The sequence below is a fragment of the Gordonia sp. NPDC057258 genome (assembly GCF_042668985.1).
Taxonomy (GTDB): Bacteria; Actinomycetota; Actinomycetes; order Mycobacteriales; family Mycobacteriaceae; genus Gordonia; species Gordonia hongkongensis.
In genome coordinates this window covers 18152-41014 of the sequence record NZ_JBHUXZ010000043.1, presented here as the reverse complement: position 1 = coordinate 41014, position 22863 = coordinate 18152, and the positions used below count along the sequence as shown (strand labels likewise).

The following is a 22863-nucleotide window of genomic DNA, read 5'->3' as shown; positions in this document are numbered from 1 at the left end:
ACATCGCCCGCGAAGTGTTCCGCGACCTCACCACTGACCTCGGAGCACTTGACAAGCTATAGGACCCTCTCGCTTCGCTCGCACCTCAGGGAGCATAGAAATCGGACGCTCACCTCAGGGAGCGGGCGGTGATCAGTTCGACAGTCCGGCGTCCTTGCTGCCGTAGGCATCTCGGAGCCGTGGCTTGACGACCTTCCCCCCGGCGTTGCGTGGGAGTTCGTCGATGATCACCAGGTCCTTCGGGTGCTTGAACCGCGCGAGGTTCTCGTTGAGGTGCGGCTCGAGATCGGCGAGGGTGAGGTCCTCGACGCCTTCGGCGAGCACGACCACCGCGACCGGCACCTCACCCCACTTCTCATCCGCGCGACCGATGATCGCGGCCTCGGTGATGCTCGGATGGCTGAACAGGACATTCTCGACCTCGGCGCAGTAGATGTTCTCGCCGCCCGAGATGATCATGTCCTTGGCGCGGTCGACGACGTAGAGGAAGCCCTCTTCGTCCTGGCGCACCAGGTCGCCCGAGTGGAACCAGCCGCCGCGGAAGGCTTCTGCGGTCGCCTCGGGCTTGTTCCAGTAGCCGATCATCATGTTGGGCCCGCGATAGACGATCTCGCCGACCTCACCGGGCTTCACGTCGTTCATGAGCGGATCGACGATGCGCGCGGTGACCGCCGGGACGACCTTGCCGATGGAGCCGAGCTTGCGCAGTGCATCTTTGCCCTCGAGGATCGTCGTCACCGGTGACATCTCGGTCTGACCGAACGCGGTCATGTTGGCGGCCTCCGGGAAAGATTCATTCATCGCGTTCAGCACGGTGTCCGACGCCGGGGCCGCGCCCCAACTCATCGTGCGCAGCTTGAGCTTCCGGGGACGCGCCTTCTGCGCGGCACAAACGGCCTGCCACTGAGCCGGGACCATGAAGACCGACGTGACGCCTTCGCGCTCTAGCGTGTCGAGCATGGTGTCGGGATCGAACGCGCCGAGCGGGTGGAGCACCGCGCGGATCCCGCGGTAGAAGATCGGTGCGAAGCCGCCGATCCCCGCGATGTGGAACAGCGGAGGCACGATGGAGGCGACGTCATCGGAACCGGACTGTGCCCCGGCCGTGGCGATCGTCGTCACCGCCTGCGCCTGGATGTTCTGATGGGTGAGCATGGCGCCCTTGGGTTTTCCGGTGGTGCCCGAGGTGTACATGATGGCGGCGACAGTGTCCTCGGGCACGTCGACCTCCGGCAGGTCCGACGCGCCCTCGGCCAGCAGGGTCTCGAAGTCGAGATGGTCGGCGTTGTCGCTGCCGTCGACGACGATGATGGTCTCGATCTGACCGGTCGACCCGGCGACCGCGTCCGCGATCGGCGCGAGGAGGGTCTCGGTGACGACGACCTTCGCACCGCTGTCGGTGACGAGATAGGCCACCTCGGCGGGGCTCATGCGGATGTTGACCGGTACCGGGATGGCGCCGATGAGAGTGGCCCCGAGAATCGCCTCGATGTACTCGGTGCGGTTGAGCAGGGCCATCAGAACCCGATCACCGAATTGGACACCCCGCCGGTGGAGTGCGGCTCCGAAGGCGCGCGACCGGTCGTCGAGTTCCTTCCAGGTCGTGTTCTTGTCGAGATAGGTGATCGCCGTGTTGTCCGGGGTCATCATGGCGTGCCGGCGGACCTGGTTGTTCCAGTGATTGCGGCGCGAGCGGTACGGCTCGGTGGTCAGATCGTTCGTGACCTCGGCACTTGCAGTCATGACTGCCTCCATTCGTCGAGCGAGGCTCGACCCGTTGTGAAGCCCTCGGTGAGGGTCCGGCCACTGTTGTGTCCCGAGTCACACATTAGGTCGTCGGTGTTGCCAGAATCAGGCATTCCCGCCGTTTGGTGACACCCGGCCGCCGCCCCCCTCGACCGTGCGTCGGTTCCGTCGGGCTCGCGACGATCCCTACCCAACCTTGCCCGCACGTCGTCGCAGATACCCCCGCGCTCGTTCGTCGCCGGTGAGCTCTGCAGCCCGTTCGAAGTGCTCACGCGCCACGTCGGAGTGCCCGGCCCGAACCAGCAGATCTGCCTTCACCGCGTGGAACGGGCCGAAACCTGCGGCGTCACCGCCCAACTCATCAAGCAGGGAGAGTCCATCTGCGGGAGAACTCGCCCGCCCGACGATCGCAGCGTGGGCGATTCGCGCACCAAGTGTCGACGCCACGGACACGAGCGCGGACGACAGCGACTGTAATGCGGCCCAGTCGACGACACCGGTGCGTGCGCGGTCGGCGTGGACGGACTGCATGGCAGCTTCGAGCTGAAATCGACCGTGTGGCCGGCCGTACGTCGATGCGCGTCGAAGCATGGCCTCCCCATCTCGGATGAGCGCGGTATCCCAACCCGCCGGATCCTGCTCCTCGAGCGGGACGAACGGGCCGGTCCGCGCCGGTGCCCGCGACAACGACAGCGCGATCAGCGCAGCCAGACCCCACGCCTCGGGATCGTCGAGCAGCGCGGCGAGCGTGACGGCCAGGTGCAGCGACTCCCCCGCCATTGATTCGACGGTGTCGGGATCGGTCCCGTCGGCGTCGTGCCACGCGATCGCGAAACACCCATAGACCGCTTCCAGCACAGCGGGGAGTCTCTCCGGCATCGCCGCGCGGTCGGGAACGACGAACGGTATCCGGGCGTCGCGGATCCGGCGTTTGGCTCGCACGAGACGCTGCGACATCGTTGCGGGGGCGACCGCGAAGGCGGTGGCGATGTCGGCGGCCTCGAAGCCGAGCACCGACTGCAACATGAGTGGCGTGCGGGCGGCTGCGTCGATGGCCGGATGCGCACAGGTGAACAACAACTCGAGGCGCTTGTCGGGAATGGCGTCGGGGTCTACGTCGTCGAAGGGAGTCACGGTGGTTGCTCCGGGAGAGATGGTGTCGTCGAGGATCTTCGACGTACGGTGCGCCGCCGACTTCCAGACGTCGCGCTGCTGGTTGCGTGCGACCGTGAGCAGCCAGCCTTCCGGGTTCGCGGGTACCCCATCTGACGGCCACGAGGTGAGCGCACGTTCGAAGGCGGTTGCCAGTGCATCCTCCGCGAGCGCGAGATCCCCTGACGCGGCGGCGAGAAGCGCGACCAGCCGCGAATACGACTCGCGGGCAGCATGTTCGGCGGCGGTGTGCGCTTCTCGTCGGGTCATGCGTTGGGTGTCCACGCACCATCGACGGTGTAGGTCGCGCCGGGCCTGATCTCCACGACACCCCACTCGATCGGCGGTGCCTGACGCGCCCACTCGATGGCGGCGTCGAGATCGTCGACATCGATGACGACGGTTCCGCCGAGCTGTTCCTTGGTGTCGGCGAAGGGGCCGTCCTGAACGACGAGCCGGCCGTCGACCTTGCGCAGCGTCGTCGTGACGTCCGAGTGCTGTAGGACTTCGGCACTCACGAGCACGCCGGCGTCTTGGAGGGCCGTCGTGTAGGCGGCGAAGGCGGCTTGTCCCTGAGCGATCGCTTCCTCACCGAGGGTCGACGCGTCCATCTCCGGGTAGTGCAGCAGCAGCGAGTAATGCATGATCTGGCCTCTCGTTCAGCGGGCCGCTCGTCGGTCCGTGTGCAGTGATGACGAGCGTGCCGGACGCCATTCGACACATTCGGCACATCGTTCTTCGATTACCGCTGCCCCTAATCAGAAGGAGCGCATAACCCTTGCTCCCTGAGGTGCGAGGAGCGCAAGCGACGAGCCACGAAGGGCCCGGCGAGACAAGTTGCCACACCCTTCGTGGCTCGCTTCGCTCGCACCTCAGGGAGCATTCCTTTGGGACGTTCACGACTGTTTTATTGGTCACGATGGCCGCCAGGCCGCAGATATTGAGGAGGCCCGGAGCTTGCGGAGGGCCGTCTCCCCCCGTTCCCTGAGGAGGCCCGGAGCTTGCGGAGGGCCGTGTCCCCCCGCTCCCTGAGGAGCCCGCAGTTTGCGGAAGCAGTCCCCCTTCGCTCCCTGAGGAGGCCCGGAGCTTGCGGAGGGCCGTCACGAATGGTCATCGAACAGGGCCATCACGAACGGCCAAGCCGGTCAGCGCGGGCCGCGGCATCGGGCCACATCGCAGGGCACGGAAGACCGGGTACCGTCGCGAGCTCGAAGTGCCACCACTCGTTGGCGAAGGTTCGGCAAAGACCCCAGCGGTAACCGGTTCGTTCGAGCCAAGCGGCGCCTTCCCGAGGGCCGACGTCGATGGCGTGGCCGCTCACATGTGGCGACTCCTCCGCCGGCAGGACCCACCGCCGAGCAGCTTCCGGGCTGCCATAGGTCGCGATCGCATCGCGCCACATCTGACGCTGCTCCGCGTCTGTCCGCTTACCGGACGTGATCCACAACGAGACCCCCTGTGCGCGTGCGCTGTTAGACGCCTGCTGGTAGGCCGTCGCCAGCGCAGGATCGAGGCCGGCGGTGGGCGGCGCGGCATTCGCCGGCACGCCGCCGAGTCCGGATAGCAGCAGGGCCCCGAGTACGGCGGTACAGATGACCGTGATTCGACGGGCCGCGATGTCGATGAACCTCATGACCGCAGTAAACCGTACGACCGCCGCCTATCGCATCGAACCATCGGAGCTACTACCGTTTACTGCGGGTGGGCCGCGTGCGAGCCTGTGGAGGGTCGGAAAAATGAAGAAGCGTCTGGTGGTGTGCTGCGACGGCACGTGGAAGTCGTCGAAGGACCCCCGAATTTCGAATGTCGAGAAGATCGCCCGAGCCGTCACCACCGATGCCGACGACGGCGCTGTCCAGTTGGTCCATTACGTCAACGGCGTGGGAACCGGGTCGGGCTGGTCCGACCGCGTCATCGGCGGGGCGTTCGGTCGCGGCCTCGATGCCAACCTGATCGATGCCTACCGATTCCTCGCCCTGAACTACGAGCCCGGCGATGAGATCTTCGTCTTCGGGTTCAGTCGCGGCGCGTACACCGCGAGGAGTCTCGGGGGCATGATCTGGCACATCGGCCTTGTCACCCCGCTCGAACTCGCGCAGCACCCGACCGAGAACCTGTTCGAAACAGTCCTGCGGTACTACCGGATGAAGCGGAAGGATCGTCCGGCGAAGACCCCAGGCGCCCCGGTGCCGGTCAAGTTCATCGGGGTCTTCGACACCGTCGGCGCCCTCGGCGTTCCCGGCATCACCCGCGTCAAGCACAAGTTCCACGACGTGAAGCTCGGCAAGAACGTCGCGGTGGCCAGGCAGGCGCTCGCCATCGACGAACGTCGGCTGACATTCGATCCCTGTGTCTGGGAAGTCGACAAGGCAGATGAGGGCGAGATCGACGTCAAACAGGTGTGGTTCGAGGGGGTCCACTCCGACATCGGCGGTGGTCTGGCGGTCACTGAACCCTCGGAACTGAGTCTGTCCTGGATGGTGCGCGAGGCGGAACTTGCCGGCCTGCAGTTCTGCTACAAGCGATTCACGCCCATCAGCTTCCCCATCGACCCGTCGAACGAGAAGTACGCGACCAACAAGTCGATGAACGCCGCGTACCGCATCGTCAACATCTTCAAGCTCGCGTTCGGCCCGCTGCGTATGCGCGGAGAAACCGTGCGTCACAAGGGTCAGTCGCGATTGCTCGAGGCGAACAAGAATGATCCAGCGAGGCCGCTGTACATAGCCGCGCCCGCGCTCACTCGGTGGACTGACAACGTCGGGTCACGCAAGAAGAGGGCGACGAACATCGGCGCGTGGGAGGAGCTGATCGAGGACCTATCGGTCCGCGCGGTCGAGATTCCTCCGCTCGAGGCGCCGGTGACTACCCGACAACCGGCATCCCCCGCGTCTGAGTCGCTGCTTACACAGCAATAGTCACTGCGGAGCAACGTCTTTCGTTGTAGCGATCTGGATGAGGTTTCCACACGTGTCGTCGAAGACCGCGACGACCGCAGGTCCGATATCGGTCGGTTCCTGGGTGAACTCCACACCGAGGCCGCGTAGCCGCTCGTACTCGGCCTGCACATCGTCGACGGCGAACTGCGCCAACGGGATTCCGTCTTCGATGAGCGCGTCCCGGTAGGGCTTTACTGCGGGGTGGCCAGACGGTTCGAGAAGGAGTTCCATCCCCTCGGGATCGTGCGGGGAGACCACCGTCAACCACCACGTGTTCTCGCCCATCGGAATGTCATGGCGGGTCGTGAATCCGAGTATCTCGGTGTAGAACTCGTGTGCCTTGCGCTGGTCGTCGACGAAGACAGACATCAGGGTCATTCTCATGGCAGGTCCTTTCGAGGGGCAGGCCACCGCTCGGCGATCTCGCCGAGCGGTGCGGGGTCGAAGTAGTGGAATTTGGAACGTCCGCGTTTCTCGGTGTGGACCAGTCCGGCCGTCTCCAGCACGCCGAGGTGCTGGGAGATCGCCTGTCGGCTCAGGTTGAGCCCACGCCGAGACGTGAGACGACCGCAGATCTCGAACAGCGTCTGGCCGTCCCGTTCGACCAGCTCGTCGAGGATTGCTCGCCTCGTCGAGTCATCGAGTGCATGGAACACGTCGGCCACACCTGACAATAGGCAAGTGGCTGCTTGCATGTCAACGCCGGCCACCGCGCTTGCCCTAGTGCCCTGAGGTGCGCACCCATTGCTCCTAGAGGTGCCGATTCTCTGTTCCCTGAGGTGCGAGGAGCGCAAGCGACGAGCCTCGAAGGGCCTGGTGAGGTATCGCGCGACGCCCTTCGTGGTTCGTCGCTATCGCTCCTCACACCTCAGGGAGCAATGGCAGCACGGTCGGCGGGCGTCACCATGAGGTCAGGCCCGAGCGCTCCCGAGGTACGCCTCCTCGATCCTCCCGATGTCACCGGCAAGCGAGGCCGCGGAGTCCGTCAGAGCGATGTCGCCGTGGACCAGCACCACCGCCCGATCCGCGATCCCGAGCGCCAACCGAACATGCTGTTCGACGAGAACCACCGCGGTGCCCTCGGTGTCGGCGACATTCCGCAGGACGGGCAGGATCGTCTCGACGACGATGGGTGCGAGTCCCATGCTCAATTCATCGATCAGCAGCACTTTCGGCTGCTGCAACAGCGCACGCCCGATCGCCAGCATCTGCTGCTCTCCCCCGGACAGCTCGCCCGCGGCGACCTTGAGCCGTGCGCCAAGGGCCGGGAAGTGGTCGAGCACCCGGTCGACCGCCTCGGTCCGAGCCGCCCCGCGTCGGCGAATGGCCAGCTGGAGGTTCTGCCGTGTCGTCAGCTGTTTGAACAGCGACCGGTCGTCCGGAACCAGGACGAGTCCGGCACGCACGGCCGCACGCGCATCCCCTGACCGAACTGCGTGACCGCCGACGCTGACCTCACCGTCGAGTCGCGGCAGCAGACCGGCAAGGGTGGTGAGCAGCGTCGTCTTTCCTGCCCCGTTCGGTCCGAGCAGAGCGACGATCTCCCCTGCTTCGACGGACAGATCGAGGCCGTGGACGCAGGCTTTGCCGCGCGAGTACCCGGCGTCGAGACCGCGGCATTCGAGGACTGTCACGGGGTCATCTCCTTGGTCGTCGAATGTGTCTCGGAGACAGCGCTGTCCGTTGGCGACGAATCCTCGGTCCCCGCCACCGCCGACGACGGCGTGCCGAGATAGGCGTTGACGACTGCCGGTGAGCGTCGAATCTCGTCCGGGGTGCCTTCGGCGATGACGGCTCCGAGGTCGAGGACGATGACCCGGTCGCACAGGCTCAGTACGAGATCCATGTCGTGGTCGACGAGGACCATGGAAACCCCGTGTGCCCGTGCGGCGCGCAACCTGTCGCCCAGCCATCGACTCTCGGTGCTGGCGAGTCCGGCGGCCGGCTCGTCGAGCAACGCAACTTCGGGCTGACCGGCGAGTACGCGAGCCACCGCGACGAGCTGACGCTGACCTTGCGAGAGATCGGCGGCCACAACATCACTGAGGTGGCTGATCTCCAGCATCCGCAGGACGTTGCGGACGTCCTCGGCGGTATCCCCCGGCGCACGGCGCGAGGCGATCGCCAGGTTCTCGGCGACCGACAGCTCACCGTAGAGCTCGATGTCCTGGAAAGTTCGGCCGAGCCCAGCGCGGCTGCGTCTATGCGGTGCAAGGCCGTTGAGGGTCGTGCCGCCGAGAGTCACCGTTCCGGACGCGGTCGCGAATCCGCTGATGGCGTCGATCAGAGTCGTCTTGCCGGCGCCGTTGGGTCCGATCAGGCCGACGATCTCGCCGGAACGGAGGTCGAAGCTGACGCCATCGACGGCGGTCACCGCCCCGTAGCGCACCGTGACGTCGCGAGCCGAGAGCAGAACCTTGCCGCTGGGCGGTGTGACCGGCGGAGTCGGCGCGGCCTGAGCGTCGTCGTGAGCCGATTGTGGTGCATGACGTCGACCCGGCACCGGGATCTTGTGCAGATACCCGATCACACCGTCGGGACTGGTGACGACGGTGAGTACCAGCAGGATCCCGCTGATCAACATGTAGTAGTCGCCGAACGAGGCGTACTTGTCGGCGGCGAAATACATGACCCCGCCCGGGGCGATGATCCCGGCGAGGATCGCTCCGGAGATCGACGTCACCCCTGCGATGTAGAAGACCGCGAAGAGTCCGATCCCGGCGAAGACGGCGTAACTGCCCGCGGTGGCGAGGGTCTGCTGGTATGCCAGCAGCGATCCGCCGAGGCCGGCGAGGAAGGACGCGATCGCGAAGGCGATGAGTTTGGTTGCGCCGACGTTGATCCCGGCCGCGGCTGCGGACCGTTCGTTGGCGCGCACGGCCAGCATCGACGCGCCGAGCCCACTACGACGCAGAGCCACCACCCCGTACGCCACCAGAGTCAGAACCACGAGGCACAGGATGCCGAAGGCGATCCGCGGATATCCCTCGCCCGCACCAATTCCCAGATCGATGCCGAAGATCGACGGGGATTCGACAGGCGCACCCTGCAATCCGCCGTTGAGCGACGGGTTGCGGAACCAGAACGCCTCGCAGAACACGGCGAGAGCGAGCGTCGCGACCATGAGCGGTAACCCGCGCACCCGAAGAGCGGGCAGGCCGACGATCACGCCGATGACCATCGCCGCGCAGGCTGCGAGCAGCGGAGCGAGCGGGAACGGGATGTTCAGGTCGTCGGTGAGTCGGCTGAGCGCGTAGGCGCCGACGCCGGCGAGCGTCAGTTGCGCCAGCGACACCTGGCCCGCGTACCCGGTGACGACGACCTGGGACAGCGCGATGATGGCGTAGATCATCGTGGCGATCACGGCGAGTCGGAGACTGCCGGAGGTGGTGACCAGTGCCAGGACCGCGACGACGACACCGACGATCCCCGGGAACACCAGACGGTTCGGACGCGGTGACCGGCCGAGGTCGTTGCGGGTGACCGCGCCGCGGCCCGGCAATGGGCGCCCGCGGATGAGGAGAAACCCGATGATGAGGATCAACGGGACCGCCTCGGCGACACCGGCGTCGGGCATCCAATCCCAGGTGGTCTGCAGTTTCGTGGCCTCGGACTGCAGCATGCCGATGACAAGCCCGGCGCCGACCGTGATCGAGATCGCGGTGAAGTTGCCGACCAGCGCCGCGGCGAGGGCCGGCACGATGAACATCGTGTAGGCCACGGGATTGAGTGGAACGATCGGTGCGATGAGCACGCCGCCGAGTCCGGCGGTGGCCGACGACAACGCCCAGTTGGCGACCGCGATCCGGTCCGGTGAGAGGCCAGTGACGAGCGCACCCTTCTCGGATTCCGCGGCCGCCTCGGTGGCCACGCCGAAGCGGGTGTAGCGCAGCACGAGTCCCGCACAGATGGCGAGTCCGACGATGACCACGGCGAGCATCAGACGGTCCGTCGGAACGGCGCTGGATCCGATCGTGAATGTGTCGACCTTGAAGATGGGTCCGACGCTGGGTGCGTTCTCGCCGACCCGCAGCGCGATGAGCGCCTGGATGACGAGCATCAGACCGATCGCAGCGACCGCCTTGGCCAGCGCCGGGGCGGCCCGCATCGGTCGGAACACCAGTAGGTACAGGATGACGCCGAGGATCGCGGCGACGACCACGGAGATGAATAGCGCTCCAGCGACTCCGAGGTCGGAGCCGAGCGAGACGGTCGCCGGGAAGCCGGGTATCGGGTTGAGGAGTTCCCCCTGGCGCAGAAAGGCGTACGTGTAGGCGGCGTACAGCGCCACCGCGCCGGTCGCGAAGTTGACGACGCCGGAACTCTTGAACGTCATCACCAACGCGAGGCCGAGTGCGGCGAAGACGGCTCCGTTGCCGAGGCCGAGGACCAGGAAGGCGAGATGGTCGGTCATGGAACTCCCACTGGGAAGTGCGGGGATCGGGGGCCGCGCGGACGCGACCCCCGATCTGTGAAGGAACTAGTTGTTGGTGACGACGGTGTTCTCGAGCTTGGCGTCGGCGGTCACGTCACTGACCAGGATCGCCTTGCTGCACAGCGACGTCAGCGGCGGGAAGGCCTGACCGTTGCAGGTGAAGGTGATGCCGGGTGCGGCCGGGAGCGGGACGTCCTTGGCCTGTGACAGTGCCGTGGTGAACGTCTGGGCGTCGACGGCGCCCTCGAGGCCGTTCAGCTCGCCGAGTGCGGTCATCACCTGGTAGCCGATGTAGGCGAGGCCGGCCGGATCGGTGTCGGGCGCGTATTGCGCCATGACGCTGCGGTATTGGGTGACGCTCGGGTCGTCGGAACTGAGGTTGACCGTGGTGAACGCCTTGGCACCGGAGACCGCGTCGTTGCCGACGGCGTCGAGGACGGGCTTGTCGAGGCAGCTGGCGATGAGGTACTTCGAAGCGTCGGGGGCGACGGTCTGCAGCGTCTTGAGGACCGAGATGCACTGGCGGGTGTCGCCGAGGATGCTGACCGCATCCGGGTTGTCGGCGAGACCCGCGGTGATCTGCGGTGTCAGGTCGGCGGCGCCGACCGGCACGGTGACGACGTTCAGCGCGACGCCGGCACGCTGGAACATCGGATCGCCCAGTGCTTTCACCGACGCGGCCGCGTCACCGGAGTCACCGATGATCAGGGTGACCTTCTTGAGTCCGTCCTTGGCGGCGGTCGCGGCCTGTCCCGCGAGGACCGCCACGATGCCGCCGGAGAGCATGAACGATCCGGGAGTGGCCATCTCGGCCTGTGACACCGGAGCCTGTGCGACGAACGGGATCTTGGCGCCGGCGATGATCGGCAGCATGACCGCACCCTGCGCGCCCAGCGGCGAGACCACGACCGAAACCTGCTGCTCCACCATCTGATTCGCGCACTTGGTGGCCGAGGCGGGCTCTTCCTGCTGCTTGCACACCACCAGTTCGATCTGGTGACCGCCGATGCCGCCGCCGTTGTTGTTCAGGTATTCGACGGCGGCTTCGCTGCCCTCGCGCACCATCGGCGTCGTCACCGCACCGCCCTCGGGCACGATCAGGCCGACCTTGACCGGGTCGCCGGTGGCCGGATTGCTGGGGAGCTGGCTGGTCTCGCCGGCGGTGGAGCTCTCCGAGCTGTCGTCGGCGCAGGCCGTCAGCGCTCCGAGCGCGAGCACCCCGGAACAGCCGATCACTGTCGCGGTCCGAAGCACACGCCTGAGTGCACTTGGTGATTTCATGCGATCCCCTTCGATCGAGATACGACGAGCCGCCGCCCCCGGGCGTGGAGGTCGGTCGAAATGTCGGATTTGATGACTCGGTGGCGACTGTAACCGGCTGGTCGTCGTTGCTTGATGGTTTCGAAAGATTCTGTCCTGCACTGAGTCTCGGCGTTGGTAGGTCGACGGTTCGCACGGCAGCACGAACTGTCGGCCCGGTGCCGGAAGACCCCCCGCGGTCGACTCGCGTGACCCCGTCGGCGTGCTGCCGACGAACTCACACTGGACTCAGAGCCAAAAGTTAGACGACCATCCAAACTTTGGTGGCGGAATGCAAGAATTGGTCGGTCGGGGTCGCCCCGCCCGTACGGAAGGCACCACATTGACCGAAGCGCCGGCCCTCGGCCGCCGAGAACGTAACAAGCAGCAGACGCGTGAGCGCCTGCTGACCGCTGCGCGCGAACTGCTGGCGTCTGAGGGAAGCGCAGCGACGGTGGAGTTGATAGCCGAGCGTGCCGAGGTGTCGCGGGCGACGTTCTTCAACTACTTCCCGAGCAAGGACGACCTGCTCACTGATCTCTACGCGCAGTTGATGGGGACGTTCACACACGTCGTCGACGCGATGCTCGACAAACCGCTGAGTACGTACGAGCGCGTGGTGGGTGTGTTCGTCGATTTCGCACGGTCGTCGGTCGCCGACCCGGACTACATGCGAACGGTGACGAGTGAGATCGAGCGGATCTCATCGATGTCGGGGACGCTCGGCGAACGCAGCCACGTGTTCACCTCGGAGGTGCTGCGGCTTATCGAGCGCGGCGTCGAACAGCAGGACGTGCGCACCGATCATCCGCCGGAGTTTCTCGCCCAGATGGTCGCGGCGATCTACGTGTCGAGCATGCGGTACTTCCAGATCGACCCCGGCTTCGACGTGAGCGAGAATTTCGAACGCGCCGGCCGTTACGCCGCGGAGTCGCTGCTGCCGCGGTAGGGCAGGTCAGTCGCCGGGACGTTCGACCTCGGTCTCCCACCGTTCGCGGCGTTCCTCGTCGGTCTGCTCCCACCACGGGGTTCCGCGCTCACCCAGCGCGACCTTCGCAGCCTGGACGCCCCGCCGCGACTCGGGCGCGCCCTCGGTCCGCTTCACGTCTCGACGCCACGCCATCAATATCGACTGCAGTTCGGACCTGCGTTCGTCCGGAATCAGGGGATCCGTCGCACGCCACTTACGGCCGTTGACGATGATGTGGTGGCCGTCGGGGGTGTGCTCGGGGTCTGGCATGGTTCCCACGGTGCCACGACCGCTTTTCAGCAGCATGTGACCCAGATCTCGTTTGGCGTCTCACCTGCGTCTTGGTCGACTCTCAGACTCGACTCTCAGGGTCTGCTTATGTCTGTCGGGGTAACTTCGCCGTGTCCTTGCCGATACCGAACTGTTACCCAATCTGAGATGGACAATGCTTTGCCTCTTCACCGACTGAACACCGACTCTTCGACGCGCCCCGCCACCCGCGCCCTGCTCGACTCGACGTCGAGCACTCGGCGCCCTGGCCGCCACCGTGCCACCTCGCGCTCCACCACCCGCACGGCCCTGCGAACGGGCGCGCTCGCCGCATTCGTCGGTGCGGTCGGCCTGACGGCCGGAACCGCCGCGCAGGCCTCGGCGCAGCCCGCTCCCCCGCCGGCGCCGAAGATCGCGCTCCCCGAGAACGTCAAGCTGCCGGCCGGCCTGGTCCTGCCGCCCGAGATCGACGATCTCGCTCGCGACGTCCTGCCGCCGTCGGTGTTCGGCCCGGGGAGCTCCGGCCTCCCCGGATTCAAGAAGGCAGTGAAGCCGGTCAGCGGCACCGTGACCTCGGGCTACGGCCCGCGCTGGGGCACCCACCACAACGGAGTCGACATCGCGAACAAGATCGGAACCCCCATCTACGCCGTGACCGACGGCGTCGTCCTCGAGTCCGGCCCGGCGTCGGGCTTCGGCCAGTGGGTCCGCGTGAAGCAGGACGACGGCACCGTCGGCGTCTTCGGACACGTCAACGAGAGCTTCGTCCACCCCGGCCAGCATGTGCGCGCCGGCCAGAAGATCGCGACCGTCGGCAACCGCGGCCAGTCCACCGGACCCCACCTGCACTACGAGGTCTGGGATGCCAACGGCACCAAGATCAATCCCCAGGCGTGGCTCAACAAGCGTGGCGTTCACCCGTGATGGTTGCCTGAGGCTACTGCACAGACGATCCCCACCGACAGTGTCGGTGGGGATCGTTTGCTTCGTATCGCCTGTCGGCGTTCCGATCGGATACGACAGTCCGTCAGCGCAGAACCGATTGCATCACCGTGGATATCCGAGCTGCGGCGTCACGGACGCGATCAACCTTCGCTGCCAGCGTATCTCCGCCGAAGCCCTCGATCCGACCGTCGAGGCTGATCGGGGCGATCAGTTCACCTGTCCGGTCGGTGACCGGCGCGGCCACTACTGCCACCCGTCGAGATAGTCCGAGTCGCTTACCGAGTAACCGATCTCGCGACTCCGGTCGAGATGGCGAGTCAGATCTGCTGGGTCTGTCAGGGTCCGATCGGTGAATGTTAGCAACTGACCGCGAATCGACCTAGCGCGCAACTCATCCGACATTGCGAGCATCACCGTGGGTCCGGCTGCGGTGCTGACTCTGCAGGACTGTGCCCACCGAGATGCCAACTTGCGAGACCAGCAAGACTGCGCTACCTGCGTAGGCGGGGCTTTGGCTCAAACCTGCAGCCGACGAGCCAGGTTCATTGGGACCCGCCTCGCCGGCTTCTGTGCGGAACGATACTGAGACACCAGGGTCACGCCAAAAGCTCTGCGAGCAAGCTCCGTAGTCTGACTTCGCTGCTTTCACGCGCGCGCTCCGTTATGGGCGTATCGGGGATAACGAAAAATCGAATAGTTCCTTGCTCATAGAAGCGCCGCATGCTGGAGGAACCAAATTCTAAGTCGCGCCCCTCAATTGTTAGTGCGAACAGGTCGTCACTCAGCTTCACGCTGGTTGGGTTAACCGTGAAGTACACCGTATACCCGAGGTCGGCATAGATACCTGCTTCCTCGCGCACTTCAACGGAGTCGAGCGAGAAGTAACTATCGAGGGCCCTACCACGAGGGAGGTCTGGCAACTCGATGTAGATTACAGTCGATGTCGAGTAGGCTTCGAAGTAATCCGTCAAGGCGCGGCGGGCTTGGTCGGCATGCTGTCCAATCACTATTTCTCCCGGAACTTTTCGGCAGTATTCCTGCGCAGCCACTCCATGCGTTCCGGCTCCGACGCTCCCCGAAATTCCGCTGCTAGCAGTCGAGTTCGGCGGCGCCGAGTTCCTCCAAACCAGCCAGAGATCGGCCGCAATGCCAGTGCCAATGCCACTACAAATCGTCAAGAAGATTGCGCCCGTTGCGCAAGGGAGTCCTGAGCGCACTCACGGACCCACTCATCCTCGTCACGTGCGAGTTGTTGTAACACAGTTTGATCTAGCTTAGGGTTCTTCGCCAGCGCGGCTCGGACGCCTGCGTCGGAATCGGAGGCCAATAGCCCGGCAATCGTTTCGTCCTTCGCCGCGGCCCGTCGCATCGCAACCGTGAAACGCACGTCTCGATCGACGTCCTGCGCAAGGATTCGGAGAACATCAAGCGGAAGGGTCTTGTTCTGCACAACGAAAGCCCGGTACTCGGGCACTTCAGAGATGATCCTGAGCCACACCTCCGCTGGTGCCGAGTCACGAGCCACACGGTGCCGATCCTCGAGGTCGTCGCTGTTCAGGAGTGACTCATACTCGCTGAGTGAGGTGATCAATGCAGGTCCTTTCTCGGTATGTAGACTCCGGCATCGCCTTTGTGTTTGCCCACGATGAAGTCTCCGTACTCGTCGGCGTCCCTGAACCAATGCAGTCCGCGCTTGTCTTCTGTGTACACCTTCCACACCGAATTCCCGTGACCGGCGTCATCCCTTGACCACCAGAGCCCGTCCGATCTACTTTTGTAGTACTTCCTAGAGCCCCAGGACTTCGTCTCTGACGTGCCATCCTTAGTGATCTCCCATAGCCTTCGCTCGGGCGACTTCTTGCCGTTCCCCTCCAGCGAGTCGCCATTACGCGATCGGGAGTCACCGCAACCCTTCGTTGGCGCCAAACCACGGGGGTCAGCCGCCAGCGTGGGGTTCGTCGGATATGTATGAGGGTTGGGTGCTGGCCGGAGTCCCAGCGGGTCCGGACTGAGGTAACGCCCCAAAACTGGGTCATAGTATCTGTGTCGGTTGTAGTGGAGACCGCTTTCGAGGTCCGCGTACTGGCCCGGGAACGCCCACGGCGTCGACGAGCCAATCCACGTGCTCTCGCCGTAGAGAGTTCTCGCTGAGTGTCCGGCGACTTCGCCGGTGTGCGGGTCGATGAGCGCTGTCGGTGTCGCGATCTGATCAGTGACGATCGCGAAGAACTCTCGATCGACTTCGGTCTGGGTCCACTCGACCGGCCTGGACGGCGCAGCCGTAGGTGAGCCGAGGTTGAGACTCACGTCCGCGTCGGGTGCGCTGTTCCTTGAGCCCTCATCGTCCGTCGCCGTGATCGATTCCGTAGTGCGCGTCTGCGCGAGAGGTGTGTTTTCGTAGGGCGCGAACGTCCAAGTAGTCGCCGTGAGGTCAGCGTTGGACTCGACGGCGGGCGCATCAGGCGTCGACTCCGTCTGTTCGACCAGCTGCTCGCCGTGCCAATGGAACCGGGTGACCGCCCCGGTTGCCGTGTTGGTCTTGCTCAGTCGACGTCCCAAGTGGTCGTACGTGTACGTCCAGGTCGTCCCGTCGGGAGTGGTCACGCTGCGTAGCCGATCGTGAGCGTCCCAGACGTAATGCCACACATCGGGTTTGCGCGACAATCGCCTGCGACTCATCGTGGTGAGGCGGCCGGCGCGATCGTACCGGTACGACGTCCGGCCGTCGTCGACGAGCAGGGTGCCGGAGTATTGCCAGCGGGGGCCCTTCGAGGCTCGGCTAGCGCCTCGCACCTCAGGGAGCGGACGCTGGCCAGCGCCTCGCACCTCAGGGAACGGAGGTCGGCCGGTGTCTTGCGCATCCGGAGGCGCGGTCTTTGAGATCCCGTAATCGGTGATGTTGCCGGTCGCGTCGTAGGTCAGCTTCTCCGAGCTAGAGACCCCGACCGCCGCAGTAATCCGTCCAAGTACATCGACCTCGTAGTCGGTCCGGCCACGATCAGCGAGGGTCGTCGTCGAAGTCGTCATGATGCCGTCGGCGCGGTAGGCGTATTCGGCTCGTGCGACGGTGCGCTCCGGTACCCCGCCGGCCGGTCCACTCGAACCGAGGTTCAGCGTCGCCGGATTGGCAGAGACCGTCGCAACCGACCGGCCCACCAACCGACCGACCGGATCCCACGACGAATCGATGGCCGTGCCCTCGAAGCGTCGACGCTGCTCGCGACCGGACGCGTCGGTGGTGATGTCGCAGGTACGACCCGCCATCGAAATGAAGTCGAGCACGCCACGTGGGTCGTAGCCGTAACGCGTGTGCACTGCGGTCGGCGTCGTCACCGATGCCGAACGGCCCGCGCCGGTCCACCCCGACTCGATCGCCCAGTCGGCGGATCCGTCGTTCACACCGGTCAATAGCGGCATGCCCGCCGCCGTATACGTCGAGTGCCACCGCCCGAACGCGCCGACGACACTCTCCGGCCGACCGGCGACGTCGTAGCTGTACTCGGTGACCTCTCCGTCGAAGTCGGGGTTGAGCGGGTCCGAACTGCGTTCAGCGACAACCCGACCGGCTGCGTCGTACTCGAACGCCACAGTCTGCCCGGCCGCGTTCGTCCGCGTAGCGAGTCGTCCGCCCGCGTCGTAGGTGTAGGTCGTTGTCGCGTTGTTGAAGTCGATCTCAGACTGCAACGACCCGTCCGCGTTGTACGAGTAACTCCACACCAGACCGTCGGGGTTGATGACGGCGACGAGCCGGCGTGCGGTGTCGTGCGTGAACGCGGTTCGCGACCCGTCCGCATCGATCCGCGCGACCGGTAGGTCGTAGTGGCCGTACTCCCAACGAGTGGTTGCACCGACGGGATCGACGTAGGCGACGCAGTTGCCCTCGCCGTCGTACTCCCATCGCGACTGTCCATCATCGGGAGCGACGAGACTGGTCCGATTCCCCATCGCGTCGTACCCGACGGTGGTTCTGGCGCCCTCGGCGTCGACCAACTCGACCGGCCGCCCGAACGCGTCGTATTCGATCCGCGTCGTGTTGCCGAGCATGTCGATGATCTCGGTGGGTAGTCCGGCCGCGTTGTTGCGGTAGCGAACCATCACGCCGTCGGGATCCGTGAGCGACGTCAGCGCGCCGTGTTCGTCGTAGGTACACGACGTGACCGCGCCGGCATTGTCGGTCACCGTCAGCGGACTTCCACTGTCGGTGTAGGCGATACGCGTGGTGACCGGACCCGGTTCGACGATCCGATCCGGCCGTCCTGGACCCGCGTAACTCACTTCCGTCGCAGCGCCGTCGGGTCCGACGATCCGCTCGACATCACCGAAAGCGTTGTAGTGCAGCCGTGTCGAGAGTCCATCTGCTCCGGTGAGCACCATCGGTTGTCGACTGTCGTTGAAGTCGGTCCGGGAGATCCGACCCAGCGCGTCGATCTCCTGCCGCACCCGATTGTCTGCATCGATGCCGTACAGCGTCGTCGCGCCGACGGCGTCGGTGTAGGTCGTCATCGACCCGGGGCCCGCCGTCCGCAGCCTGTAGTCGAACCGCCCGGACCACACTCCGTTCATGCCGGACTGGATGGTCACACGACCCAGGTCGTCGTACCGGTTCCAGTACTCCATCCCGATCGAGTCGCGCCACCAAGTCATTCGCCCGGCCTCGTCGTAGCCGAAACGCGTTTTCGCACCGACGGCGTTGGTCGACGCCGCGAGATGGCCGCGGTGGTAGGTGAACGTGCACAACTGCTGGTCGGCCGGAACGCCGTCCACCCCGGCTACCAGGCGGTACCCCAGGATCCGAGCACCGTCGCACTGCACATCGATGCGGTAGCCGGCAGAATGCTCGACCGCCGAGGGTCTTCCGTTCTCGTCGAACACGAAGCGGATGCGGTTGTGATGTCGGTCGGTCATCGCGGAGACTGCGATGCTCCCGGCCGTGACGTCGACGCCGTTGAGCTCCGGGATCGGGATGAAGAACCAGCTGACGAGCGTGCGGACATGGGTCAGCTGGTAGCCGTCTGTCGCCGTCGCTCGCAGTTCCCAGTCGGTGTCGTTCGCGCTTCGCGACACGGAGTCAGCCTGCGGCTTCGGGAAATTCGTCATCGTGCCGTCGGCGTCGACGATGGTCACCAGGTCGCCGGTGACGATGGCGCGGGCGTCGAAGGTGGACGGTGTCGTCGGTCCGAGCCATCGACCCCACCGATACCGCGACCGATGTCGATGGGTCAGTCGGAGCGGCAGAACCCCGGGTAGGTCGACGTCGGTCAGGGGAAGGAAGTACTCGCCGGTTGCGACGTTGACGGGTTCGCCGTTGCTCCGACACTGCTCGGGCGCCTCATTGCCCTCGCTGGTGTCGGCGCGTTCGGTCGAGCCCGCGTCGGTGCGTTCGGGGTGGGCGGGGTCGATCGGTTCGCCGGTGTCGTTGTCCGGGGCGGAGTTATCGACGTCCGGGTTGTCGCCGTCGGGTCGATTACCTGGGGCGGGGTCGCGCGGCGACGACGGTGCATCAGGGCTCGCCGGACGTGGGCCGGCCGGTGACGGGCGTTCCGATGTGAACGGGCGGTCGGGAATCACTGTCGGCGGGATCGGACGGTCGTCGGGTCCGGTGCGCGGCGGGTTGGGTGTGGTGTCCGGCGTGTTCCGCGCGGCGGGTTCGGGCACGTGATGGGTGTTCGACGGAACCGGGCGGCCGCGGTCTGCATCGCGCGGTGTCGTCGATTCCGGCGTGGTGCGCGCAGGCGGCGTGCGGTCCGGGGTGGGATCAGGTGCGCGCGGAGGTGTCGTGGAAGCATCCGCACGCGCCGGGGCGCCGGGACCGGCCGACGTCGGAGCAGGTTTCGATTGCGCGGGATCGGGTGTGGCATGCGGCGTCGACACCGGGTGGTGGCCGGCGACCGGTGCTACGGGTCCCGTTGCGGGCGTGTTGTCTTCAGTCGTGCGCGTTGGTGTTTCGACGACGTCGGGTCGAGTTGTCGGCGCGTCGGGATGGATCGAGGCCGGCGTGGGGCGTGGACCAGGCGCGTCTGGGTCGGTTCGCGTGTGAGGTGTTGTGGGACTTTCTGGTTCGTCGGCTTTGGGTGGGTGCCCGCTCGTCGGCTCGTCGTGCCGTGTCGGGGTCCGGTCGACGACAGGCTCGTCGGGCTTGGGCGCCGACGGTTCATGGGGCGTCGGGTTCGGTGCGCCATCGCGGTCGGCGGCGTTGTGTCCGGGAGTGGACTGGCCGGGTGAGTGGTCGCCACCGGGTGGGGCTGCGGGAGTGGTGGTGTCGCCACGGTTGGGTCCGGGCGGGTCGTCGTCACCCAGGTTTCGGGGTGCCGAGGGATTGTCCGCAGGTTCCGGCGTCGGAGATCCCGGCCCATCGGAAACGGGCGAGGGAGTGGGCTCGGGTTTCGGAGCGGGAGCCGGGGTCTCGGGACTCGGCGCGTGCGGGCCGGGGCCGTCGACAGGGCTGCCGGCGACGGGCTGGTCCGGCGACCCGGCGTCGGGGCGTGGCGCGGGCGGTTCAGGTGCTCCCCCGCTGGGCGGAGTGTCGACGGCGCCCGGCGATGGTGTGCCCGCATCGGGGGTGGGAGCCGGATTCGGTGAGCCGGCGGGCGCCGGTGGTTCGGGGGCCGGAGCGTCCGACGCGGGACCGTCAGCTCTGGGGACCGGAGGCGCGTTGTGGTCGACCGCGATGTCGGGACCTTGTCGTCCAGGTAGGTCGGCACTGGGGCTGGCGCCAGGCGTGTTCGGCGACGATCCGTGCGGCGCGGGCGTCGGGTGTGGTGCCGCGGGCGGGGCGTCTGGGTGATACGAGGTCGGGCTGATGTGTGGAGTTGGTGACGGGGTCGGGACGTTGCGGCTAACTTTCGTGAACCCAGTCAGTAGCCCGCCGCCCTTAGGCCCGGGCGCGATCATCATCACCGTGTTGCCGATGACGTTGCCCAGCGCCTGGGACGGATCCGTCGACCATCCGGATCCGGCGAAGTTCCGGACGAACTCGTCGGGATGGGCGACCTGGTGCACGATCCCGGTGACCATGGTCGCCGAGTTGCGCATGTACTGGTGGGGGTTTGCGATGTTGTACGGGTTCTGCGGGAGCATCATGTTGAGCCCCTTGACAACCTCGGTGACCGACCCGATCAGACCTGCCTCGAAGTGTGTGAAGCTCGTGAACGCGGCGGTCCCGACGTCGCTGGCGGTCATTCGCGCCTGATCGAACGCGGACGGCATCGGCGGCGCCATGTTCGCCGCATCGCTCAGCTCGGCCTTGACGCCCGGGGCCGACGAGTTGCGGTGGTCGCGGCCGACTTTGAGGACTCGCTCAGCCTCCGCTCGGTATCCATCTCGCGGGCTGGGTCCGGGATGAGTGGGCGGGGTGTCGCGTCGATCGTTCTTGTAGTCGTCGAGTTCGTCGTTGTAGATGTTGGCCTTGGTGACCCACTCGGCGTGTTTGCGCTCGCCCTCTTCCCAGATTCGGATGGCGTCCGCGGCCTTCTGCTGCGCGAAGGTGACGACTCCGGCCCAACCAGTGAGTGCTGCAGCGGCTTTCGACGCGGCGTCGCCGGCTGCGAACCACTGCGGAACCTGTCGGCCGGATGCGTCCCGGAACTCCACGGCGCCGGTGCCGGACCAGTCGCCGACCGAGATGCCACGTAGCCCTTCACCCGCCGCCACGAAATTTCCGGCGAAGCCCGTGAACCTCTCAGCGAGAGCGGTGATCCCGGCAGGGTCACCGAGAATCAGCTCCTTGGGGTCGTTGGTCTGCCCTAACTGCTGCTCGTCGGGCATGGCGCCCAGCGAGTTGGCGACGTCGTCACCGAGATCTTCGACGTTGGTCGCAATACTGTCGAGGCCGACGGCCCGCAAACCGCCGCCGAGGAGGTCCGTGGCGCCGTCGACGAGTCCGCCGACGACCTCCTTGCCACCCTCGAAAACGTCGAACAGGCCCACTTACTTCGTCTCCGGCTTGCCAGTTGGTTTGATCTCGTCGGTGCTCGGTGAGGGGGCGGTGAACCCGTCGCGTTCGAAGCCGTCGATCGTGTCGGTGACAAGCGACGACGGATCGACCGAATGGCGTCCGATGGTCTCGAGGTCCTCGACCATCGTCTGTCGGAGTTGTTGACCGAGCTCCTGGTGTTTCCGCATCTCTTCCGGCGTCAGGGCCCACTGTGGGTCGGTGATTGAGTTCTTGTTGTGCTCCCACAGATCGCCCCACGACATGGTCGTGAGGTCTTCCGGGGTGAGGCTCGGGTCGCCGATCACGTCCATCGTGAAGTTCTTGAGCTGGTCGCCCGCCCACTTCTCCTCACGTTCGTAGTGGCTCGCTCCGAGTCCGAGTCCTTTCGAGATCTCAGCTGCGCCGGTGACCAGCGCGCGAACGCCCCATTCCCAGCGGTCGCAGTACTCCTCGAGTCCGCTCTTCGGATCCGCGTGGCCGATGGTTCGGCCGTCGAGGTCAAGGTCGCCGTATCCGCGACCGATCGCGGCGCTGTAGTCCGAACCGACCCCGGTGTCGGCGAGCCCGTTGATCACGCCGTTGATGCCGGCGCTGGCCTTGACGAGGTCGGCGGGGTCGACTTCCAGATTGTCAGTCATCGGACTACCTCGCCCTCGTCGTCGTAGTAACAGTGCGGTGTCAGCTCGCGGGATGGCGGGAACGTCATCGTCGACGGTGTTGCGGGATCGACGACGAGGCCGGTGGGTTCCGGGGCTTGGTCGAGGACTCGGTCGATCAGCGCATGACCGGGAACGTCGAGGTAGCGGACCTCGTCCAAGTCGCGGTCGGTGAGTTCGGCGAAGTCACGCAGGCGTTCCGGCGTCGTGAACGCCAGCATCCACGGGATACCGGCCTCCACCAGCGTGAACAGGCGTCCGTGGAGGTCGAGAGGAACAACGAGGGTGGCATCGCGAAGAGCATCGTAGAGCCGAGGCGCATCGCCGAAACCGGACAAATACGCCCGCACCTCATCGACATATGTCGTCATCACCGGACTCCCCCGCAGTCATCACCGTGTGCCGGTTGATGCTAGATCATGAAGCTGGAGTTCTCGCGGTGGTCTCCACAGGGGACGTCGGGGAATCGCTGATCTTGTAGTTGGGACAGCTGTGGTTCAAGGAAGAGTCGTCCGCCA

Annotated in this window: 20 protein-coding genes; 3 read left to right on the top strand and 17 right to left on the bottom strand. The window is 65.9% G+C overall.

The genetic code is table 11. From position 1 onward, the window contains the following. Positions 1-132 precede the first annotated feature (132 nt). From fadD5 to ACFUEJ_RS21625, 4 genes are all read right to left on the bottom strand, one after another. Entirely contained in the window at positions 133-1743 is a 1611-nt protein-coding gene (gene fadD5 / locus ACFUEJ_RS21640; RefSeq protein ID WP_068971429.1) for a fatty-acid--CoA ligase FadD5, read from the bottom strand. Between the two features lie 189 nt (positions 1744-1932). Continuing rightward, entirely contained in the window at positions 1933-3168 is a 1236-nt protein-coding gene (locus ACFUEJ_RS21635; RefSeq protein WP_165630035.1) for an RNA polymerase sigma factor, read from the bottom strand. Next, on the bottom strand, positions 3165-3542 hold the full coding sequence (locus ACFUEJ_RS21630; protein WP_065630007.1) for a YciI family protein: 378 nt from the start codon (positions 3540-3542) through the stop codon (positions 3165-3167). Before ACFUEJ_RS21630 ends, ACFUEJ_RS21635 begins: the two co-directional genes overlap by 4 nt. 482 nt (positions 3543-4024) lie before the next feature. After that, positions 4025-4531: a M15 family metallopeptidase gene (locus ACFUEJ_RS21625; protein WP_065630008.1), complete on the bottom strand. Its 507-nt coding sequence runs from the start codon at positions 4529-4531 to the stop codon at positions 4025-4027. A gap of 103 nt (positions 4532-4634) precedes the next feature. Here ACFUEJ_RS21625 and ACFUEJ_RS21620 point away from each other — a divergent pair, with 103 nt between their 5' ends. Continuing rightward, positions 4635-5816 (top strand): DUF2235 domain-containing protein, encoded by a 1182-nt coding sequence (locus tag ACFUEJ_RS21620; protein ID WP_165630036.1) that lies wholly within the window; start codon positions 4635-4637, stop codon positions 5814-5816. Here the strand turns inward: ACFUEJ_RS21620 and ACFUEJ_RS21615 are convergent, their stop codons facing one another. The 5 genes from ACFUEJ_RS21615 to ACFUEJ_RS21595 all read right to left on the bottom strand — a co-directional run bounded on the left by ACFUEJ_RS21615 (position 5817) and on the right by ACFUEJ_RS21595 (position 11553). Then, on the bottom strand, positions 5817-6221 hold the full coding sequence (locus ACFUEJ_RS21615; protein WP_165630037.1) for a VOC family protein: 405 nt from the start codon (positions 6219-6221) through the stop codon (positions 5817-5819). It lies immediately after the preceding gene. Next, a complete protein-coding gene (locus ACFUEJ_RS21610; RefSeq protein ID WP_068971633.1) occupies positions 6218-6532 on the bottom strand; it encodes a helix-turn-helix transcriptional regulator in 315 nt (104 codons plus the stop codon). Before ACFUEJ_RS21610 ends, ACFUEJ_RS21615 begins: the two co-directional genes overlap by 4 nt. Positions 6533-6748: 216 nt before the next feature. Further along, the gene (locus tag ACFUEJ_RS21605; protein ID WP_165630038.1) at positions 6749-7471 is read right to left on the bottom strand and encodes an ABC transporter ATP-binding protein; all 723 of its coding nucleotides are present in this window, start codon (positions 7469-7471) and stop codon (positions 6749-6751) included. Continuing rightward, a complete protein-coding gene (locus ACFUEJ_RS21600) occupies positions 7468-10251 on the bottom strand; it encodes a branched-chain amino acid ABC transporter permease/ATP-binding protein (RefSeq protein WP_165630039.1) in 2784 nt (927 codons plus the stop codon). The genes ACFUEJ_RS21605 and ACFUEJ_RS21600 overlap by 4 nt, the downstream gene beginning before the upstream one ends. Before the next feature lie 66 nt (positions 10252-10317). Next, positions 10318-11553: an ABC transporter substrate-binding protein gene (locus tag ACFUEJ_RS21595; RefSeq protein ID WP_165630040.1), complete on the bottom strand. Its 1236-nt coding sequence runs from the start codon at positions 11551-11553 to the stop codon at positions 10318-10320. Between the two features lie 361 nt (positions 11554-11914). Between ACFUEJ_RS21595 and ACFUEJ_RS21590 the strand changes: the two genes are divergently transcribed. Then, positions 11915-12520: a TetR/AcrR family transcriptional regulator gene (locus tag ACFUEJ_RS21590; RefSeq protein ID WP_165630041.1), complete on the top strand. Its 606-nt coding sequence runs from the start codon at positions 11915-11917 to the stop codon at positions 12518-12520. Between the two features lie 6 nt (positions 12521-12526). Here the strand turns inward: ACFUEJ_RS21590 and ACFUEJ_RS21585 are convergent, their stop codons facing one another. Then, positions 12527-12811, bottom strand: a complete 285-nt coding sequence (locus ACFUEJ_RS21585; protein WP_165630042.1) for a hypothetical protein — start codon at positions 12809-12811, stop codon at positions 12527-12529. Positions 12812-12979: 168 nt separating this feature from the next. Here ACFUEJ_RS21585 and ACFUEJ_RS21580 point away from each other — a divergent pair, with 168 nt between their 5' ends. Next, positions 12980-13735, top strand: a complete 756-nt coding sequence (locus ACFUEJ_RS21580; RefSeq protein WP_165630043.1) for a M23 family metallopeptidase — start codon at positions 12980-12982, stop codon at positions 13733-13735. 103 nt (positions 13736-13838) lie between these two features. On the opposite strand, the gene ACFUEJ_RS21575 is transcribed toward ACFUEJ_RS21580, so the two are convergent. The 7 genes from ACFUEJ_RS21575 to ACFUEJ_RS21545 all read right to left on the bottom strand — a co-directional run bounded on the left by ACFUEJ_RS21575 (position 13839) and on the right by ACFUEJ_RS21545 (position 22716). Continuing rightward, positions 13839-14000: a hypothetical protein gene (locus ACFUEJ_RS21575; RefSeq protein WP_242696964.1), complete on the bottom strand. Its 162-nt coding sequence runs from the start codon at positions 13998-14000 to the stop codon at positions 13839-13841. Continuing rightward, on the bottom strand, positions 14000-14158 hold the full coding sequence (locus ACFUEJ_RS21570) for an IclR family transcriptional regulator C-terminal domain-containing protein (protein ID WP_242697095.1): 159 nt from the start codon (positions 14156-14158) through the stop codon (positions 14000-14002). The genes ACFUEJ_RS21575 and ACFUEJ_RS21570 overlap by 1 nt, the downstream gene beginning before the upstream one ends. Before the next feature lie 194 nt (positions 14159-14352). Next, positions 14353-14805 carry a hypothetical protein gene (locus tag ACFUEJ_RS21565; protein WP_165630044.1) on the bottom strand — a complete coding sequence of 151 codons (453 nt, stop codon included), beginning with the start codon at positions 14803-14805 and terminating at the stop codon, positions 14353-14355. A 125-nt stretch (positions 14806-14930) separates the two neighbouring features. Next, complete coding sequence (locus ACFUEJ_RS21560) at positions 14931-15347, bottom strand: HEAT repeat domain-containing protein (protein ID WP_165630045.1); 417 nt, start codon at positions 15345-15347, stop codon at positions 14931-14933. Beyond that, on the bottom strand, positions 15344-21682 hold the full coding sequence (locus ACFUEJ_RS21555; protein ID WP_388031744.1) for a putative T7SS-secreted protein: 6339 nt from the start codon (positions 21680-21682) through the stop codon (positions 15344-15346). Before ACFUEJ_RS21555 ends, ACFUEJ_RS21560 begins: the two co-directional genes overlap by 4 nt. Beyond that, the gene (locus tag ACFUEJ_RS21550; RefSeq protein WP_388031742.1) at positions 21683-22327 is read right to left on the bottom strand and encodes a hypothetical protein; all 645 of its coding nucleotides are present in this window, start codon (positions 22325-22327) and stop codon (positions 21683-21685) included. Further along, complete coding sequence (locus tag ACFUEJ_RS21545) at positions 22324-22716, bottom strand: SseB family protein (RefSeq protein WP_388031740.1); 393 nt, start codon at positions 22714-22716, stop codon at positions 22324-22326. Before ACFUEJ_RS21545 ends, ACFUEJ_RS21550 begins: the two co-directional genes overlap by 4 nt. Between the last annotated feature and the right edge of the window lie 147 nt (positions 22717-22863).